The organism is Kribbella sp. CWNU-51, assembly GCF_054073265.1.
On the sequence record NZ_JBSXMZ010000004.1, the window covers coordinates 402571 to 417231 of the forward strand.

At 67.4% G+C, this 14661-nt stretch carries 14 protein-coding genes and 1 pseudogene; 11 read left to right on the forward strand and 4 right to left on the reverse strand.

Translation table 11 applies throughout. The annotated features are described in order from the left end of the window. Position 1 precedes the first annotated feature (1 nt). The 8 genes from ACXC9Q_RS03905 (at position 2) to ACXC9Q_RS03940 (ending at position 8264) form a co-directional block, all read left to right on the forward strand. The gene (locus tag ACXC9Q_RS03905) at positions 2-949 is read left to right on the forward strand and encodes a carbohydrate ABC transporter permease (protein ID WP_457055073.1); all 948 of its coding nucleotides are present in this window, start codon (positions 2-4) and stop codon (positions 947-949) included. Then, positions 939-1796 carry a carbohydrate ABC transporter permease gene (locus tag ACXC9Q_RS03910; protein WP_457055074.1) on the forward strand — a complete coding sequence of 286 codons (858 nt, stop codon included), beginning with the start codon at positions 939-941 and terminating at the stop codon, positions 1794-1796. The genes ACXC9Q_RS03905 and ACXC9Q_RS03910 overlap by 11 nt, the downstream gene beginning before the upstream one ends. A gap of 2 nt (positions 1797-1798) precedes the next feature. Further along, positions 1799-2881, forward strand: coding sequence for a mandelate racemase/muconate lactonizing enzyme family protein (locus tag ACXC9Q_RS03915; protein ID WP_457055075.1), 1083 nt, complete (start codon positions 1799-1801; stop codon positions 2879-2881). A 24-nt stretch (positions 2882-2905) separates the two neighbouring features. After that, entirely contained in the window at positions 2906-4222 is a 1317-nt protein-coding gene (locus ACXC9Q_RS03920; protein ID WP_457055076.1) for an ABC transporter substrate-binding protein, read from the forward strand. Position 4223: 1 nt separating this feature from the next. After that, positions 4224-5270 carry a mandelate racemase/muconate lactonizing enzyme family protein gene (locus ACXC9Q_RS03925; protein ID WP_457055077.1) on the forward strand — a complete coding sequence of 349 codons (1047 nt, stop codon included), beginning with the start codon at positions 4224-4226 and terminating at the stop codon, positions 5268-5270. Positions 5271-5425: 155 nt separating this feature from the next. Beyond that, a complete protein-coding gene (locus ACXC9Q_RS03930; protein ID WP_457055078.1) occupies positions 5426-6211 on the forward strand; it encodes an SGNH/GDSL hydrolase family protein in 786 nt (261 codons plus the stop codon). A 185-nt stretch (positions 6212-6396) separates the two neighbouring features. After that, positions 6397-7416 carry a winged helix DNA-binding domain-containing protein gene (locus ACXC9Q_RS03935; RefSeq protein ID WP_457055079.1) on the forward strand — a complete coding sequence of 340 codons (1020 nt, stop codon included), beginning with the start codon at positions 6397-6399 and terminating at the stop codon, positions 7414-7416. Between the two features lie 32 nt (positions 7417-7448). Further along, positions 7449-8264, forward strand: coding sequence for an SRPBCC family protein (locus ACXC9Q_RS03940; RefSeq protein ID WP_457055080.1), 816 nt, complete (start codon positions 7449-7451; stop codon positions 8262-8264). On the opposite strand, the pseudogene ACXC9Q_RS03945 reads toward ACXC9Q_RS03940, so the two are convergent. Continuing rightward, positions 8261-10539 (reverse strand): annotated as a pseudogene (locus tag ACXC9Q_RS03945) (ATP-binding cassette domain-containing protein). The gene ACXC9Q_RS03940 and the pseudogene ACXC9Q_RS03945 sit on opposite strands and share 4 nt — an antisense overlap. A gap of 72 nt (positions 10540-10611) precedes the next feature. Further along, positions 10612-11157: a MarR family winged helix-turn-helix transcriptional regulator gene (locus ACXC9Q_RS03950; protein WP_457055081.1), complete on the reverse strand. Its 546-nt coding sequence runs from the start codon at positions 11155-11157 to the stop codon at positions 10612-10614. A 55-nt stretch (positions 11158-11212) separates the two neighbouring features. On the opposite strand from ACXC9Q_RS03950, the gene ACXC9Q_RS03955 reads away from it, so the two are divergent. The 3 genes from ACXC9Q_RS03955 (at position 11213) to ACXC9Q_RS03965 (ending at position 13621) form a co-directional block, all read left to right on the forward strand. Continuing rightward, positions 11213-11923: an SDR family NAD(P)-dependent oxidoreductase gene (locus ACXC9Q_RS03955; RefSeq protein ID WP_457055082.1), complete on the forward strand. Its 711-nt coding sequence runs from the start codon at positions 11213-11215 to the stop codon at positions 11921-11923. Between the two features lie 35 nt (positions 11924-11958). Continuing rightward, the gene (locus ACXC9Q_RS03960) at positions 11959-13008 is read left to right on the forward strand and encodes a LacI family DNA-binding transcriptional regulator (RefSeq protein WP_457055083.1); all 1050 of its coding nucleotides are present in this window, start codon (positions 11959-11961) and stop codon (positions 13006-13008) included. A 301-nt stretch (positions 13009-13309) separates the two neighbouring features. Continuing rightward, the gene (locus tag ACXC9Q_RS03965) at positions 13310-13621 is read left to right on the forward strand and encodes a hypothetical protein (protein WP_457055084.1); all 312 of its coding nucleotides are present in this window, start codon (positions 13310-13312) and stop codon (positions 13619-13621) included. A 101-nt stretch (positions 13622-13722) separates the two neighbouring features. Here the strand turns inward: ACXC9Q_RS03965 and ACXC9Q_RS03970 are convergent, their stop codons facing one another. Beyond that, complete coding sequence (locus tag ACXC9Q_RS03970) at positions 13723-14079, reverse strand: YciI family protein (RefSeq protein ID WP_457055085.1); 357 nt, start codon at positions 14077-14079, stop codon at positions 13723-13725. 108 nt (positions 14080-14187) lie between these two features. Next, positions 14188-14646 carry a carboxymuconolactone decarboxylase family protein gene (locus ACXC9Q_RS03975; RefSeq protein ID WP_457055086.1) on the reverse strand — a complete coding sequence of 153 codons (459 nt, stop codon included), beginning with the start codon at positions 14644-14646 and terminating at the stop codon, positions 14188-14190. Positions 14647-14661: the final 15 nt, after the last annotated feature.

Sequence of the window (14661 nt, forward strand, 5' to 3'; positions counted from 1 at the left end):
GATGGCCAACGCAGTCCTCCTGAAACCCCCGGACGTCGACGGCAGACGACCGGCGCGCAAACGGGTCAAGGTCAAACCGAAGCGGCAGAACCTGGCCGGCTGGTTGTTCGTCGGACCGGTGATCGCCGGCGTGCTGTTCTTCCAGTTGGCACCGGTCGCGGCCTCCCTGGTGGTGTCGCTGACGAACTGGTCCGGGCTGAACGCACCGAAGTTCCTCGGCCTGGAGAACTACAAGGAGCTGTTCACCGCCGACGACACGTTCTGGCCGTCACTGAAGAACACGGTGATCTTCACGGTGGTCGTCGTCGTACTGACCATCTTCATCGGGCTCGGTCTCGCCGTCCTGTGTAACCAGAAGGTCAAGGGCATCGGCATCTTCCGGACGCTGTACTACTCGCCCGCAGTCACCAACGTCGTCGCGATCGGCTTCGTCTGGTTCTGGCTGTACAACCCGGACAACGGACTGTTCAACTCCACCTTGAAGATGATCGGCATCGACGGGCCGGCCTGGCTGTCCGACACCAAGACCGCGCTGATCGCGGTGATCATCGTCGCGCTCTGGCAGGGCGTCGGCTATCCGATGGTGATCCTGCTGGCCGGGTTGCAGAGCATCGACCAGTCGCTGATCGAAGCGGCGACGGTGGACGGAGCGTCGGCCTGGCGGCGGTTCTGGTCGGTGGTGTTCCCGCTGCTGACGCCGAGCCTGTTCTTCCTCACCATCACGCAGTTCATCACCTCGTTCCAGGTGTTCGGGATCATCTACGTGATGACGTCCGGCGGGCCGAACAACGCCACCTCGGTGTTCATCTTCCAGATCTACGAGGCGGCCTTCGGGCACGGCCGGCTGGGTTACGCGTCCGCCATGGGCTGGGTGCTGTTCGTCATCGTCGGTGTCGTCACCGCGATCCAGTGGAAGATGGAGAAACGGTGGGTGCACTATGACAGCTGAGGCTCTTCGGATCCCGGTCAACCGGCCACCGAGGCACATCCCACGCCGCGTCGTGCTGATCGTCGTACTGCTGTTCTTCGCCGTGGTGTTCGCGATGCCGCTGCTCTGGATGATCAGCGCATCGCTGAAACCGGAGAACGAAGTACTGCAGTCGCCGCCTACGTTCTTCCCGTCGGAGTTCCAGTGGGGCAACTACTCGCAAGCCGGCCACGGCCTGCTGCCGTTCTTCCTGAACAGCTGCAAGCTCGCCGCGCTGAACGTCGGTTTCCTGCTGCTGTTCGCGTCGCTGGCCGGGTACGGCTTCGCCCGGCTGAACTTCGCCTTCAAGAATCTGGCCTTCGCGCTGTTGTTGTCGACGGCAATGATCCCGGGCATCGTCTACCTGGTTCCGCAGTACATGCTGTTCCGCCAGATGGGGTGGATCGACACCCACTACCCGCTCTGGGTGCCGAACGTGCTGACACCGGTGTTCGGGACCTTCCTGCTCCGGCAGGCGTTCCGCGGCGTACCGATGGAGCTGGAGGAGGCGGCCAAGCTGGACGGCGCGTCCACCTTCGGCACCTTCTGGCGGATCATGCTGCCGCAGGTGAAACCGGCTCTGGCCGCAGTCGGCGCGCTCACCTTCATGGGCTCGTGGAACGACCTGTTCGGGCCGTTGATCTTCCTCAACTCGACGCGGTTGCAGACGATGCCGATCGCGCTCGCGCTGTTCAAGGGTGAGTTCTTCACCCAGACCAATCTGATGATGGCGGCCGCGACGCTGACGATCCTGCCGCCGCTGCTGCTGTTCCTGCTGGCCCAGAAGTACTTCGTCCAGGGCATCACGATGTCCGGCCTGAAAGGTTGACCATGCGGATCACCCGGATCGAATCGATCATCCTGCTCGACAAGCTGCACATCCTGAAGATCCACACCGATGAGGGCCTGGTGGGCGTCGGCGAGGTCAGCCCGATGAACGCCCACGTCACCCACAGCGTCGTGGAGCAGGCACTCGCGCCACTGCTGGTCGGCGAGGAGGCGACCGACATCGAGCGGCTGTGGCGCCGGCTCTACACCAAGCCCTACAAGCTCGGCCCGGGTGGCGCCCAGCTGAACGCCATCGCCGGCATCGACATCGCCCTGTGGGACCTGCTCGGCAAGGCGGCCGGGCTGCCCACCTACCAATTGCTCGGCGGGAAGTACCGCCCGAGCGCCAAGGTCTACGCGAGCTCCATGGCACGGGGGATGAGCCCGCAGCAGGAGGCCGAACGCGCGCAATCCTTCCAGGAGAAGGGCTTCCACGGCTACAAGATCCACTCGTCGACGCCGTGGATGCACGACGACGGCTTCGACCAGACCATCGCGACCGTGACAGCGGTCCGGAAGCTGGTCGGGGACGACTTCCCGATCCTGGTCGACGTCAACAACGCGTACTACGAACACACCGCCATCAAGCTGGCTCACGCGCTGGAGGACCTCGGCGTGTGGCACTTCGAGGAACCACTCGCCGCCCACGACTATGCGGCGTACGGACGGCTGGCCGACGCGGTCGACATCCCGATCGCGGTGGGGGAGCAGGAATACACCACCTGGCAGTTCCGTGACCTGATCCTGACCGGGCGGGTCGACATCCTGCAGCCCGACGTCATCAAGTGCGGCGGGATCACCGAGTTCAAGAAGATCGCCGTCCTCGCCGACACCTTCACCAAGCCGATCACGGTGCACAACACCCAGCAGACGATCGGTACGTCGGCGCACGCCCACCTCTGGGTCAGTACGCCGTCCTGCGTGTACCCGCAGGAGTACAACATCGAGCACAACCCGATCCTCGACGACGTGCCGATCTGGCAGAACCCGCTCGTCCCCGTGAACGGCGAGATCACGCCGTGGGAACTGCCCGGTCTGGGCATCGAGCTGGACGACGACGCGGTCGCGAAACTGCGCACCAACTAACCCCCTGACAGAACAGGAAAGACCATGACCGCATCACAGTTTTCCCGACGGTCGGTGCTCAAAGCCTTCGGCCTCACCAGCGGGGCCATCGCTGTCGGGTTGCCGCTCGCCGCGTGCAGTGGCAACAGCAGCGCAGGAGGCGAAGGCGGCAACGCCTCCTTCCTCACCTGGGACACCAACAGCGGAACCCCGCTCTACACGGTCGCCGAGAACTGGGCCAAGGGCGCCGGCAAGACGCTCGACATCCAGTCCGTACCGGGCGACGACTACGACACGAAGCTGCGCACGGTGCTGTCGTCGGGGGCAGCCCCGACGGCGATCCGGATCAACGACGACTACGTCAAGGGGTACTACGCCGAGGGGTCCCTGCTCGACCTGAAGCCGTACCTCGAGAAGGACGGCATCAAGCCCGAGGACTACTTCCCGGTGGCGTTCAACTTCCCGAAGCAGGAAGACGGCGCGCACGCCGCCTGGCCCATCATGACGAACCCCGGCGTCATCTACTGCAACACCGACGCGTTCGCCGAAGCCGGCGTCGAACTGCCGCCGAAGGACTGGGCGAAGAGCGGCTGGACCTGGGACGACTTCCTCGACGCCGCGAAGAAGCTCACCAAGCCCAATGGCGAACGCTGGGGAGCACTGGTCTTCCCGGACACCTCGCTGGAGACTGTCTGGCCGGTCAGCAACGGCGGCGACGGGATCTACTCCAAGGACGCCACTCGCTTCACGCTGGCCGAGCAGCAGGGCGCCGAGGCGATCCAGTGGGTCGCCGACCTCGCCCTCGTCCACAAGGTCCACCCGGACTTCGCTACCGTCACGGCCGGCCGGCAGACACCGAACTGGGCGCTGGCCCAGCTGGGCACCGGCAAGGTCGCGATGCTGCTCTCGCTCACCAGCGGCATCCCGTACCTGCGCAGCAACGCGAAGGTGAAGTGGGACATCTTCCCGACGCCGATGCAGGCCCGCCGGACGACCGTCAACACGATGACCGTGCTGGCGATCCCGAAGCAGTCGAAGGACCCCGACGCGGCCTGGGACTTCCTCAAGTACTGCGCCGGCGCGGACGCGGCGAAGCTGCTGGCCGAATCCCGCGGTTTCATGCCGGTCGCGAAGAGCTCGTCTGCGCTGTTCGTACCGGACGACAAGGGCCCCGCCAACCTCGCCCTCGTCACCCAGGCGCTGGACAACGCGGTGAACGAGAACTTCAGCCGCTACATCGAACGCGCCCGGACCATCTACCGCCCGGTCCTCGACGACGTCTGGAGCGGCAAGCAGACCGCGGCGGCCGCGCTGGGCAGCGTCAAGCAGAAGGTCGAAGACGTCCTCGCAGGCAAGGGGTGACATGAAGATCACGGACATCAGTGTCGAGGTCGTCTCGGAGCCGAAGGCACACGCCGTTCGCGATGCGATCCAGTTGCTCGACCGCAACGGGCAGACCCGGGTGCGGATCGACACCGACGAGGGTGTGAGCGGCGTCAGCACCACGTACTTCGGCCGGGTGGCGAGCTCACCGGCGGTCCTGGCCAAGATCATCACCGAGCAACTGGCTCCAGCGATCATCGGCGAGGACCCGGCCCTGATCCGCGGGATCCGGCAGCGGCTGCAGACGCTCACCGACTACCAGGGCACGGCCGGGCTGTCGTCGTACGGGATCTCGGCGATCGATCTGGCGTTGTGGGATCTCCTCGGCAAGTCGCTGGACGTGCCGGTGTGGAAGCTGCTGGGTGCTCAGCGCACCACCATCCCGACGTACGCGATGGTGGGCTGGCTCGAGCTTGACGTCGCGGGTCTGGAGACCGTGTCGGCCAAGGCGATGGAGCAAGGCTTCCGCGGCGTCAAGATGAAGGTCGGCGGCGGCCCGCTCAGCGAGGACATCCAACGGATCAAGGCCGTCCGGGCCGTGATCGGGCCGGATGCCCCGCTGATGGTCGACGCGAACCAGGCCTTCGGGTACGACGAGGCGCTGCGCCGGGGCCGTGCGTACGAAGGGCTCGGATGCCGGTGGTTCGAGGAGCCGTTGCCGGCCGCCGACACCGAGAGCCATGTCCGGTTGGCCGGCAAGCTGGACATCCCGATCGCGACCGGCGAGAACAGGTACGGGCAGGCCGCTTTCCGGGACCTGATCGCCCGGGGCGGGGTGGGCGTCGTACAGCCGGATCTGAGGCGTGCGGGTGGGCTGACCGACTGTCTCGAGATCGGGTTGATGGCGGCTGGGTTCGGTGTGCCGTACGCGTCGCACGGGGGTGGTGCACACATCCACGTGCTGGCCGCACTCCCGAACACAATCTACGTGGAGAGCGGACTGCTGCCGGCGGACGGCCGGGTCGAACTGGTGGACGGCTGCTACCCGCTGCCGCTCGGCCCCGGCCTGTCGTCGTGGAACGACTAGCCGGAAACTCGGCCTACCGGAATCGGCAACTGGCGGTGAATTTCTAACCGGGCCCTTGTGTGTTACTCGCGAGTCAGCAAAGGTGACGTTGAGTGGCTCAGTCGCCACCTCTCGCACACACGCTGTGCTGTCGTGCACAGAAAGGCGGTCCGCCCATGAAGTCCATCGCCAGTCTGCTCTCCGCCGCGGCCCTCGGCGCCGCAATGCTGCTCAGTCCGGGGGTCGCCCACGCGGCGGCGCCGAACTACGTCGCCCTGGGCGACTCGTACGCCTCCGGTGTCGGCACCCGCACCTACATCTCCAGCAGCGGGTCCTGCCAGCGATCCGTGAATGCCTATCCGTACATCGACGCGGCCCGGATCGGGGCGAACCTCACGTTCGTGGCCTGCTCCGGAGCCCGCGTCGCCGACGTCACCGCCAACCAGCTGCCCTCGGTGACGAGCGCGGCCAACCTCGTCTCGGTGCAGGTCGGTGGCAACGACGCCGGCTTCTCCTCGGTCATCACCGAGTGCGCCAAGCCGTCCTGGCTCGGTGACTGCACGAGTGCCGTCGCGAACGCGCAGGCGATCATCAACAACACCCTGCCCGGCCGGCTGAACACCCTGTACTCCTCGATCAGGAGCCGGGCGTCCTCGGCCCGGGTCGTGGTGGTCGGCTACCCGCGACTGTTCAACGGCACCGACTGCAACGCCGGCACTTTCTTCAGTCCGGACGAGATGACCCGGCTGAACGCGACCGCCGACCTGCTCAACTCGAAGATCGCGGCGTCGGCGAGCGCGGCCGGCTTCGCCTTCGTCAACCCGACCTCGCTGTTCATCGGCCACGCCGTCTGCGGCAGCCCGGAGTGGATCAACGGTCTGTCGAACCCGGTCAGCGAGTCCTACCACCCGAACGTCACCGGCCACGCCAACTTCGCCAACCTGGTCCAGCCCGCGCTCTGATCGGCGCAGTCCCGTGGTCCCGCAGTCGGGGCCTGGGGCACCGTTCGGTGACCTGAGACAGGTTGTTTCCTGTCTCAGCTCCCGAGTTGGTGTCCCAGGCCCCGACTGCTGTTCGGGTGGTCGCCGGCATTCGAGATGCGGCTCGGGGTTGTTCGTGGTGTCATGCTGGGGTGGCGGAGAGGTCTGTGGACTGGCTCTTGGCGGCCCGCATGCAGGCCAACTGCCTGGCACGTCCGGTGGACGAGGCCGGCCCCGGAGGGGTGGCCGACGTCGTGCGCCGGACGGGGGGACTCCAGGCTCAGGCGTGGCGCGGTGCCGCGTACGCCGTCCGAGCGCGCTCGACCGCGACCACTTTCGCTGACGTATCGCACGCGCAGGAGACCGACCGGAGCGTCGTCCGTGGCTGGTTCATGCGTGGGACCCTCCAACTCGTCGCCGTTGAGGATGCAGGTCCACTTCTCGGCCTGTTCGGTCCCAAGGTCATCAAGGACACCGAGCGCCGGTACGGCGAACTCGGTCTGACCAAGGCGATCCGGGCGGAAGCCGCCGACCGACTCGAAGCACATCTGCTGAGCCATGGCCCGTCCACGCGCGCCCATTTGGCCGACGTACTCGTGAAGGCCGGACTGATCGCGGAGCCCAAGGGGCAAGCGGTGTATGCCCTGATCCGGCACACCGGGTTGCTCGGGCGGCTCTGTTACGGGCCGGGGTACGACAAGGACGAGACGTGGGTCGCGGTGAGCGACTGGCTGGGCAAGCCGCTCGTATTGGAAGGTGACGTCGAGACGCTGGCCCGGCGTTATCTGACCGCGTATGGACCGGCGACCGCCCGCGACTTCGCGACCTGGTCGGGGCTGCCGGTGCCGATCGCACGCCGCGCTGTGCAGGCGGCGGCAACCAAGTCTTTCGACGTCGAAGGAGTTGAGTTGGCCGCCATCGATGATCTGCCGGGGTGCCGGGACGTGCGGCTGCTGGGGGAGTTCGACGCGTATCTGCTCGGCTATCAGGATCGGCGGCAGGCGCTGGCCGCGGAGTTCCACCAGCAGATCCATCCCGGTGGCGGCATGCTGCGGCCGGCGGTGCTCGAAGCGGGTCGGGTGATCGGTTCGTGGCGGCACGCCGACCGTTCCTACGAACTGTTCGACGCAGGCGCCCGCACGGACCTCGCCGGAGAGCTCGCGGATCTGGCCCGGTTCGCCGGTTGATCGTATATGCCGGGTCGGGTATATATGGAGTCATGACCGAGACCTTGAGCACCGAGAACGGCCGGACGGTTCTGCGGATGCGGCGGGAGCTGCGGCATCCGGTGGAGAAGGTCTGGCGGGCGATCACCGAGCCCGGACAGCTGGCCGGATGGTTCCCGGCCGCGGTCGAGTTCGACCTGCGGCTGGACGGTGCGGTCACCTTCACCTTCGAGACGGATCCGGGCGCGCCCGTCGACGTCCAGACCAGCGGCGTGATCCGCGCGTACGAACCGCCGAAGGTGCTCGAATACACCTGGGGCGTCGAGGTGCTGCGCTGGGAGCTGGACCCTTCGCCGGACGGGTGCACGTTGCAGCTGACCGCGACGTACGACGATCGTCCGGGATCCGCGAGCTTCAGTGGCGGCTGGACGTTGTGCTTCGACGCGCTGGATCGCGTGCTGGGCGGGTCGGTGCCCGAGCGCGATTACGCCGTGCTGCATGAGCACTTCGTCAAGGTGTACGGCCTGGACGAAGGCGTCGTGACGGATGACGGCGGGGTGCGGTTCGAGCGGCAGTTGGTGAAGCCGAAGGAAGCTGTCTGGCAGCTGCTCACCGGCGCGGAGCGGGCTGCGGCCGGGAGCGCGCCGCCGGCCGGGTTCGTTGCGAAGGGCATTGATCCGGGTCCGGTCCTCGACCTGGAGGAGCCAGTGCGCCTCAGCTACGGCTGGAGCGGCGGCGAGGTGACCTGGACGCTGCGGGACGGCAACGGCGGAGCCCGTCTGGTGCTCACCCAGACCGGCCCCGCCGCCGGTTACCTCAACGCCTGGCACGACCTGATCGAGACGCTGGCCGCCGAGCTGTTGCCTTAGGCCACGACCTGCGGATCCGGTTCGGCGCCGACGTACTCGCGCAGGTGCTCGGCGGTCACGGTCGGGCTGCTCTCGACCAGGTCGGCCGGGGTGCCGGTGAAGACGATCCGGCCGCCGTCGTGACCGGCGCCGGGGCCGACGTCGATGAGCCAGTCGGCGTGGGCCATCACGGCCTGGTGGTGCTCGATGACGATCACGGTGTTGCCCTGGTCGACCAGGGTGTCGAGCATGCCGAGCAGTTGGTCGACGTCGGCCAGGTGCAGTCCGGTGGTGGGTTCGTCGAGGATGTAGATCGAGCCGGTCCGGCCCATGTTGATGGCCAGCTTGAGGCGCTGCCGCTCACCACCGGACAGCGTGGTCAGTGGCTGACCGAGGCCGATGTATCCGAGTCCGACCGTCGCGAGCCGATCGAGGACGGTCCGCGCCGGGCCCTTGGCGAAGAATTCCCGGGCCTCGGTCACGGTCATCCGCAGCACCTCGCTGATGTTCTTCCCGCGCAGCCGGTAGACGAGCACCTCCGCGGTGAAGCGGCCGCCGTTGCAGTCCTCACAGGTCGAGGCGACCTCGGCCATCATGGCCAGATCCGTGTAGACGAGTCCGATGCCCTTGCAGGTCGGGCAGGCGCCGACCGAGTTCGCGCTGAACAGCCCCGGTGACCTTGTTCGCCTTCGCGAACTCGGCCCGGATCGGATCGAGAAGCCCGGTGTAGGTCGCGGGATTGCTGCGTTTCGACCCGCGGATCGGCTCCTGCCCGGCGATGATCACGCCGTCCCGGCCGGCCAGCTCCGTGGATCAGTGAGCTCTTCCCGGATCCGGCCACCCCGGTGACGACCGTGAGGACGCCGAGCGGGAGGTCCACACTGACGTTGCGCAGGTTGTGCAGGGTCGCGTTCTCGATCGCGAACTTGCCGGTCGGACGGCGTACGTCGTCTCGCAGGGCGACCCGGTGATCCAGGTACCGACCGGTGAGCGTGCCGGAGTTCTTCAGGCCGTCGAGATCGCCGGCGTAGCAGAGTCGTCCGCCGGCCAGACCGGCACCCGGACCGAGGTCGACGACGTGATCGGCGATCCGGATCGTCTCCGGCTTGTGCTCGACGACCAGGACGGTGTTGCCCTTGTCCCGCAGTTGCAGGAGCAGGTCGTTCATCTGCTGGATGTCGTGCGGATGCAGCCCGATCGTGGGCTCGTCGAAGACGTAGGTGACGTCGCTCAGGCTGGAGCCGAGATGACGCACCAACTTGACCCGCTGGGCCTCGCCGCCGGACAGCGTCGTCGACTCCCGGTCCAGGCTGAGGTACCCGAGGCCGATCGTGACGAACGAGTCCAGCGTCTCCCGGAGTCCCTCGAGCATCGGCCCGACTCCCGGATGGTTGATTCCGGCAACGAACTCGGCGAGGTCGCTGATCTGCATCGCCGAGCACTCTCCGATGGTGCGCCCGTTCACGGTGGTCGTCCGGGCGGCCCCGTTCAGCCGGACGCCGGCGCACTCGGGGCAGGTCGTCTGCCGGATCGCGCGCTCCGCGAACGCGCGGGCGTGGCTCTGCATCGACTGCGGATCCTTGCCGAGGTACTGGCGCTTGATCTTGACGATCAGGCCCTCGAAGGTCAGGTTGCTCTTGCCGACCTTGATCTTGGTCGGCTCCTGGTAGAGGAACCGCTCCCAGGCCTCGGCCGGGTAGTCCTTGAGCGGCAGGTCCGGATCGAACAGCCCGGAGTTCGCCATCAGCTGCCAGTGCCAGCTGTCGATCGCGTACCCGGGTGCCTTGATCGGGCCTTGGTTGAGGTTCTTGTCCCGGTCGACCAGCTCGTCGAGGTCGAACTCGGTGGTCCGGCCGAGACCTTCGCACTGCGGGCACATGCCCTCGGCCCGGTTGAAGCTGAACGCCGACGGCGGCCCGACGTACGGCGTACCCGCGCGGCTGAACAGGACCCGGAGCATGGTGTGTGCGTCGGTCGCGGTGCCGACCGTGGACCGGGCGTTGGCGCCGATCCGCTCCTGGTCGACGATGATCGCGGCGGACAAGTTCCGCAGCGAGTCCACGTCCGGGCGGCCGAGGCTCGGCATGAAGTTCTGCACGAAGGCGGTGTAGGTCTCGTTGATCAGCCGCTGCGACTCGGCGGCGATGGTGTCGAAGACGAGTGATGATTTACCGGAGCCGGAGACGCCGGTGAAGACGGTGAGGCGACGTTTCGGGATGTCGAGGGAGACGCCGCCGAGGTTGTTCTCGCGGGCGCCCCGTACCTGGATGAAGTCGTGGCTGTCGGCAACAGGCATCCTTCAATTGTGACATTGAAGCGGTCGTAGGAACTTTTCATGCACACCCAGCCAGAGCCCAGCGCGCAAAGCTTATACGCCGTGACGAAGGTTTCCGATCCGCTTCGCAACCTCGTCGAGGAGTTCCTGCAGTTGGGCGGCCAGTTGCGCGCGACCGGTGGGGGACAGCGACGCGACCAGCTCGGACTCGCGGGTCAGCACCTGGTCGACCGTCCGCTCGATGAGGTCGTGGCCGGCCGCGGTCAGGGTCACGACGACCGCCCGGCTGCCGTCGTCGGCGGTCCGGCGGGTGACCAGGCCGGCGTCCTCGGCCCTCACGACCCGCTGCGAGATCGCTCCGGCGGTGACGAGCGTACGGCGGCTCAGTTCGCGCGTACTCACCTCGTACGGCGCACCCGCCCGGCGCAGCACGCTGAGCAGATCGAGCGTGGCCGGATCCACTCCGGCATCGGCGAGCACCCGCCGGCGGTCGTCGGCGAAGAGCTTGGCGAGCCGCCACAGGGGAGTGACGATCTCGATCGAGTCCGTCGGCGTACCGGGCCGCTCGCGTTGCCAGGCACGGGCGATCTCCGCGGCGGGATACGGGCTGGGTGTGTCGAGGGGATAGGAGTCGGCCACGGGATGATGATACGTTTAGGTCTAAACATTTAGACCTAAACGTGAGGATTCGACGATGACGCGGGTGATCGTGGTGACCGGCGGAGCGACCGGAATCGGGCGGGCGACCGCCGAGCGGTTCCGCGCGGACGGCGACGAGGTGGTGATCACCGGCCGCCGGGAAGACGTGCTCGCCAAGACCGCGGCCGACCTCGGAGCCAGGGGAGTGGTGTGCGATGCGACCGATCCGGCGCAGGTCGAGCGACTGCTGGACACGCTCCCGGACCAGGTCGACGTACTCGTCAACAACGCCGGCGGGAACACCGACTTCGGCCGGCCCGACGCAGGCCTGGGGCAACTGAAGGCGAACTGGCTGGCCAACCTGGAAGCCAATCTGCTCAGCGCCGTCCTCACCACGACCGCCCTGGCACCGCGGCTCACCACCGCCGTCGTGCACCTGGGCTCGATCGCCGGCGCCCGCGGCCCCGGCTCGTACGGCGCCTCCAAGGCAGCGCTGGCGTTGTGGAACCAGGACGTGGCCGCCGAGCTCGGACCGCGCGGCATCACCTCGAACGTCGTCGCCCCAGGCTTCACCGCCGAGACGGAGTTCTTCCAGGGCCGGCTCACCCCGGCGCGCCGCGAGACGTTGCTCGCAGCAACAATGACCAAACGGGAAGGCCAGGTCGAGGACATCGCCGGCACCATCCACTTCCTCGCCTCGCCGGCCGCCCGGCACCTCACCGGTCAGGTCCTGCACGTGAACGGCGGCGCCCTCGTCACTCGCTGACTTGTGACAACGCGGCCAGGTGTGACAATGGCGACATGCGTGCCACCGTCAAAGACGTCGCCAAGCTGGCCGGGGTGTCCCCGAAGACGGTGTCCAATGTCATCAACGGCGTCGTGTTCGTCCGCCCGGAGACCAAGGCGCGGGTCGAGAGCGCGCTGGCCGAGCTCGACTACGTGCCGAACATGAGTGCGCGGGGGCTGCGCAACGGCCGCACCGGCATGATCGCGCTCGCCCTGCCCGACCTGCTCCGGCCGTACTCCGCGGAGGTCGTCCATCTGGTCGTCGAGCTCGCCCACGAGCGCGGCTGGGGTGTGCAGATCGAGCAGACCGCGGCCGAGCCCAGGCGTGAGTTCGAGCTGCTGTCGAAGGCCCGCGCGTACCTGGTCGACGGCCTGATCCTCAACCCGGTGAACCTGGACGACAGCGCGGTCACGACGGCCGGGCCGCTGCCGCCGCTGGTGCTGATCGGCGACGTCGACCAGGACCTGGTCAGCCAGGTCGCGATCGACAACGTCGCCGCCGCCCGGGACATGACCAAACATCTGCTCGCACAGGGCTGCCGCCGCATCGCAGCGGTCGGTACGCCGGAGATCCCGCGCGGCTCGAGTGGCACCGGCATACTGGCCGGATCGGCTGAGGCTCCCGGTACGGCGGCCTCCCGGTTGCGGACCGCCGGTTATCGCCAGGCGCTCGAGGAGGCCGGCGTACCGAACGATCCCGCCCTCGAGATCGGCCTGGATCGCTGGCGGCCGGAAGGCGCGGCGACCGTGGTCGGGAAGTACCTCGCCGAGCACGAGTTGCCGGACGCGTTCTTCTGCTTCACCGACTCGCTCGCGTCCGGTGCCTCGTCGGCGCTCTGGAGCGCGGGCGTCGCCGTCCCCGGGCAGACGTTGCTGGCGGGGTTCGACAACATCCTGGAGAGCCAGTTCATGATCCCGCCGCTGACGACGGTCGACTTCGACAGGCGGGCCTTCGTGGCGGCGGCCCTCGATCTGCTCGGCGAGCGGATGGCCGACAAGTTCGCGGCGCCGCGCCGGGTGATGATCCCGCACCGGATCGTCGAGCGTGCCAGCACCACACGCTGAACGCAGGCGTTCGCGCCCGCGATGGTGCTGATACTCAAACGATTGCTACCAGTGGCTTCGGTGGTCAGTAGGAGCTCTGACAGCAAACGTGGACAGGGGTTCCGGACAGCGGGATTCCGGTTACGATCCCTTGCAAACGCGGTCACTCTCAGCAAGGGTTGCATGATCACTTCCGCGTCGTTTCCGGGTGCGGGAAGGACGGGGGAGTGTGCGGTCGTCGCGTCGTACTGCGACGTCGTTACGGCCGTGTCTACCGTCACTCGGGGGTAGTACAACGAGAGAAGGGGGAAGTGTGTCAGCGATGACAAGGCTCGCCGAGCAGTGCCGTGATGTGAGGAGTCACGGCAACGCAGGTCTCGGACGGGCCGCGATCCAACCGGCGGTGTGTACGGGCATCCACGAGGTGAACTCGTCGATGTCACCGGTGCGCCCGCGACGCGTGGCGGTGCTCAGACTGAGCAACGGCATGACCACCACGCTGCGACTCGGCGACGATGCGCGGGCACCGGAGCGAGGTGCCACCGTGTTCGTCCGGGGTGGCCGGGGCATGGGGGATCAGCCTGCCTCAGGTGGGGTCATCCTCGCGCCCGGCAACCCCAGCCGGCACGGATGAGCTGAGTCAGTGACTCGCCGGTCTCAGGTCCCAACGCCGAGCTGAGGCCGGCAAGTCCCTGGAGCAGCTCCCGAACCTGCCGACGCACCCGGCAGTGGGGTCTACGAATCCTCCGGCATCGGATCCGTGAACGAGCGGATCTCGATCGGTGAGAACCGCGCCTCCGGAAGCCGGGCCGCGATCTCGGTCGCCCGCTCCAGACTGCAGTCGAGCAGGTAGTAGCCGGCCAGCACTTCCTTCGCCTCCGTGAACGGACCGTCGGTGACCGCCGCTACGCCGTCGTTCACCCGGACCACCCGGGCGTTCGCCGTGGTCAGGCCGAGACCGTCGAGGTACTCGCCCTTGGCCTTCAGCTCCTCAGTCAGCTGTCGATGACGATCGAGCACTTGCTCGATTCCCTCGGCGTGCAGGGCGTTCCAGGTGTCGTTGTTCCCGTAGATCAGCAGCATGTATTTCATCGCGTGCCTCCATTCACCGGGTACGTCGGAGCGCCAGTGCCATCCTCGACACTGCGCTCAATCCTGACCCGCCCCGCCGCCCCGGTCAGGCGGCCCAGGCTACTCGGCCTACCAGGTGGCCCCGGCGGGCTCGCGAACCGTGGTGTTGATCCGGTTGAACATGTTGGTCAGCGCGATCATCAGGACGATCGCGGACAGTTCCTTCTCGCCGAAGTGGTCGGCCGCCGCGGCCCAGATCTCGTCCGTGACCGCCTCCGGCCGATCCGCCAGCCGGGTCGCGGCCTCGGCCAGCGCGAGCGCCGCCCGCTCGGCGTCGGTGAACAGATCGGACTCACGCCAGGCCGCGACCTGGTGCAGCCGCTCGTCGGTCTCGCCGTTCTTCAGCGCCGACTTGATCCCGCCGAACACGCACGGCGCGCAGCCGTTGATCTGGCTCGCCCGCAGGTGCACGAGCTCGAGCGTCGCACCGGGCGCGCCGGACTGCCCGATGGCCTTGTAGATGTTCTGGATGCCCTTGGTGGCATCCGGCAGGATCGTTGCGGGGTTGGTCATCCGTGCTGCGTTCATGGGAGGTTCTCCATC